Consider the following 4,281-nt stretch of genomic DNA (forward strand, 5'->3'; position numbering starts at 1 on the left):
TTAGTATAAATTAATCCATCTATAGAACCATCAGATAATTTATCAATACTTTCTTCGGTCCAATCTGTTTTAATCACATGCAAATCTATTCCTTGAGAAAAATAAATTTCTTTAGCTTTATTTAAAGATAAATTAGATGGGGGGAATCAGATATAAACTAAAAATAATTAATTTAGACAATGAATGTTTTGCAGTTGTCAAAATATTTTTTATTTTCTTCATGAGTGTTTAACTTTTTTTGGTTCACTCATAAGTGAAGAAGTAAAATAATTTTCTCTTTTGTCTTGAAAAAAAACTAGTAATAGTCAAATTTTATTCAACAATTTTTAATACGTCAGACAAGTTTTTTTCACGAGAAAAGATAAGATTTTAAGGAAATAAGTAATTTTGATCATGATGAACATGATAATTAGTTGTAACAAAATAAGGGTTCTTTACGAACCAAGTGCCCGATGAACTATGTATTCGCAATTTTCAGAGAATATTTAGCTCAAAAAATGTCTCCAATAATAAATAATTATTAATTAAATATAAAAAATAAAAACATAAATTTATTATTAACAATAATAAATTAACCGAAAAATTTATATTTTCTCGATTAATTTTATGCAATATAATACTTCCAATTTAATATAATATAAAAAATCATATTTATTAATAATAAAATTTGCCAATTCGCAATTGCCATTATTTTGATTAAATAATTTTTAATATTTTTCGACATTATAGTTAATGATGAAAACAAATAAATAATCAACGGGCCACCCAAAATCAAATTAGACCAATAAAGTTTAACAAATGGAATTATAATACTAGATTTATTTAATAATTTTAAAATAATCTTGCCCAAAAAATATAAAAACAATGACTCCATAATAATTTTTAACCATCTTTTAGAACGGTTGTAAAAATATAGAAATTTATCAGAAAATTGAGTAGAATTAATTAAAATTATATCATTAAAAGAAACCACATTATTAGTCTTAAAAAGATATTTATAATAAAATTTTTCTAAAACTTCGTTAAAAGAATATTTAAAATTAGAATTATTAACATTAGGTTTACGCAAAGAATAATTACGGATAACTTTTTTTATTAAAGAAGAATAAGGTTGATCTTTAAAGTTATTATTCTTTGATAAAATATGATTTGTTAAATTTAAATTAATACCGAAAATATCTTTTTCATAGAAATTTTTATTTTTTTGTAATAAAAGCAAATAATCATATGAAAATTCATTTGATTCGAATAAAAAACATAAAAAACGAAAAAAACCCATTTCTGTTTTCAATAGTTTAATAATTAAATCTACATGTTGACCAGATTTTAGCATAATTATATTTTGATGATATTCGAAATCTTTATTTAAAGAACTTAAAATATTTTCATCGCCAAATATAATAATTTTTCCTCTAGAGGATAATGAATTTAACATCATTGGATAAATATTTTTCTGAAAAATCTCTCTTCTTTTTTCATTATGCAAAAATTCTTGATAATGATTTTCATAATATTTGGATAATGTATTACCATCACAAATAATTAAATCTAATTCCGGAAAACAGAATTTTTTATTTTCGGCATCAAAACAAAGTAATTCTTGATTTTTTAATAATAAATTCATGCGAGCTAAACTAAAACCTATAGGATGATAACGAGTAAATAAAGTATTATTATCATTTGAGACAATACAACCGCCATATACATTACCTTTAAATAGTTGATTGTGATTGATTTCTATTGCAGAAATGATTTTATTTAATATTAAACCTAAATCATTATCACAAGTCATATCGTAAATATTGGCATTTATTAACAATTCTGATCTAACTAATTCAGGTATTAAATGGTTAAAAAAATCTAAATTTAAAAACCTTTTCTTATTATTAATTCTTTGTTTTTGATATTCTATAATAATGTCTTGAAACACTTTATTCAAATTATGAATTGGTATTTGATTAATCATCAACATTATATTAGAAAGAAAATTAGAGTCTAATAAAATCAAATTATTTTTATATAAATTTATTTCTCTAAATAAATATTGATATTTAGTGTTATTAGAAATATCAATACTATAAAAAGCTTCATGCAGGTTGTCAATTAATTCTGATTCGGTTAATTGTTTATTTATTAATTTGTTAATTAAAGAAGACCAAAATAAATTTATAGATAACACAAAATTACTATTAATATCATTATTCTGAAAATCTTCACATAAATGTTTTTGCTCATATTGATATGACAAATATTTGAAAGTAATCAAACTGCATATCGATTTTGTAATATATTCGAATGTTTTAGGATATTTAATATATTCTTTTAATCCATGAATTAATTGTTGTTCGGGCGTATTATTATTCTTTAACAACATTAATTTTAAAATTCCATTTCCGCTATTTTTTGATATTAAATGAATAGCTATTTTTTTATTATTAAGGAATTTTTTATTTATAAAATAAAGATTTAAATTTATTTTTTATTTTTGATATTTGTTGTTCAAGTCTAATTTTTAAAGAAAAATAAATAAGAATAAAAAATTATTATGATATTAAAAGTATTAAGTGCAATAAATAATGCATTTTTAAAAAACTATTTCCGTTCCTGATTATTTCCTTTAATTAATTATTTTTATCTATTCACAGTATTTCATCAAACTAGCAATTATTAAAATAACGATATTTAGAACTCTTTTTAATTATCTTTTAAATCATATAATATTTGAAAATAAATATTTTTATATTTTACCAAATCAATCATTTTTATTTTTAAATTTTGAATTTGGTCTCTTTTTGCTTTTATTATCGGGTTCATTTCATCATGTTTTTTTTGAAAATCTTGAATTTTTTGCTCTTCTAATATCAAAGAAACTTTTTTAAAAGAAAAAATTTTCTTTTCTATCAATTTTTGTTTTTTTTGATTTAATTCTCTCGAAAGTCGAATTATTTCGGCATTAAAAGTTTTTTTTAACTTTTTATAATGGTGTAATTCTTTATTTAAAACTGAATAATCTTTCTGATATAAATTTAATTTGTTATCAATTTTTTTAATTTTATTTTGATATTTTAAAGAAATTTCTTCTATAAAATCTAACAAAAGATGATATTTATTTAAAATTTTAAAATTTTCTTCTTTTTTAGATTCGGATTTCGGTTGTCTTTGAAGTATTTTAAGAATGTGATTTTCATCCTTGTTTAGAAGGTTATTGAATAAAAAGTTCTTTTTTTTTGTAATAAAAATACAATAAAACATTAAAAAGAAAATAAGTAACAAAAATATTGTTAATAATTTTTTGTCTATTCTTTTATTCATTTTTTAAATTATTTAATTTCTAATTAAAATGGATTTCTATTGAAAATTTTAACATAAAAAACAAAAATAATTATAATTTTAATTTAAATTTTTAAAAAATTTTTCATTTAATTGTTCATTTTATTAATGATCATAGATATTTTTTTATTATTTTTTAATAATAAATTCTTTTTAGTTAATGAAAAATAAAAAGATTCTTAATTATAAATACATTCGGCAGAGGCAGTGTTTTCTCTAGCACTAAAAATTTGTTGTACTAATCGAAATTGTTATAAATTCAAATCTTGTAAAATACGTGTTTGTAGTTCAAAATTTGACTGATTATTATTTACATCATTAATGCGTTAATTAAAAGAGACCATTATTCATCGCCATAATTTGATTAATATTTTTTCATAAAAATATATTCCTAAATAACTAATTACAAATAAAAGTAAAAAAATATAATTTAGTTTTTACTCGAATCACTTTAAATTATAACTTCTTTTGGTTTATTTACAAAATAAAATATAATTTAATGTTATATATTTTTATTGATATAAGAAGATATAGATTATTTGCGTTTAACAACCGGATTTATATTTTAGTTGTTGCTGGATTTCATCATCTAATAAAAACTATAAATTACTGACTTCTTTCGCCCTATCAAGGTCGTTAACCTTGTTCTAGGGAGGGCGAGCTGGATCATTCCAGATCCAGTTTTACTCCTCCGACTACTAAGAAGTCGCTTTTTCCTTGGGCTATAATGACTTTAATTTCATTATTATTAGTTAATTTAATAACATTTCTATCATCATTATTCATTATCTCATTACTTAGAGTTAATATTGACTAAGAATAATCCAATAACAGGAAAAACTAAATACAATATATTAGTATCTTCTTCGCTACAAATAACAAAAGATGTTGCAAAACCATCAAAAATAATTTTGAATTCTTTAACAGTAAATACCTTTAAAATATCTTCTA

The 4,281-nt window shown here is 20.2% G+C and carries 2 protein-coding genes; both read right to left on the reverse strand.

Going from position 1 to position 4,281, the window contains the following annotated elements:
* Positions 1 to 604 precede the first annotated feature (604 nt).
* The gene (locus OC701_RS02400; RefSeq protein WP_304514493.1) at positions 605 to 2,374 is read right to left on the reverse strand and encodes a hypothetical protein; all 1,770 of its coding nucleotides are present in this window, start codon (positions 2,372 to 2,374) and stop codon (positions 605 to 607) included.
* A 320-nt stretch (positions 2,375 to 2,694) separates the two neighbouring features.
* Positions 2,695 to 3,312 (reverse strand): coiled-coil domain-containing protein, encoded by a 618-nt coding sequence (locus OC701_RS02405; protein ID WP_304514494.1) that lies wholly within the window; start codon positions 3,310 to 3,312, stop codon positions 2,695 to 2,697.
* Positions 3,313 to 4,281: the final 969 nt, after the last annotated feature.

The sequence above is a fragment of the Candidatus Phytoplasma bonamiae genome (assembly GCF_030586845.1).
Taxonomy (GTDB): domain Bacteria; phylum Bacillota_I; class Bacilli_A; order Acholeplasmatales; family Acholeplasmataceae; genus Phytoplasma; species Phytoplasma bonamiae.

Excerpts from the sequence above, each read along its gene's own strand:
- OC701_RS02400 (WP_304514493.1), bottom strand. The coding sequence starts at position 2,374 with ATGTTGTTAAAGAATAATAATACGCCCGAACAACAATTAATTCATGGA.
- OC701_RS02405 (WP_304514494.1), bottom strand. The coding sequence starts at position 3,312 with ATGAATAAAAGAATAGACAAAAAATTATTAACAATATTTTTGTTACTT.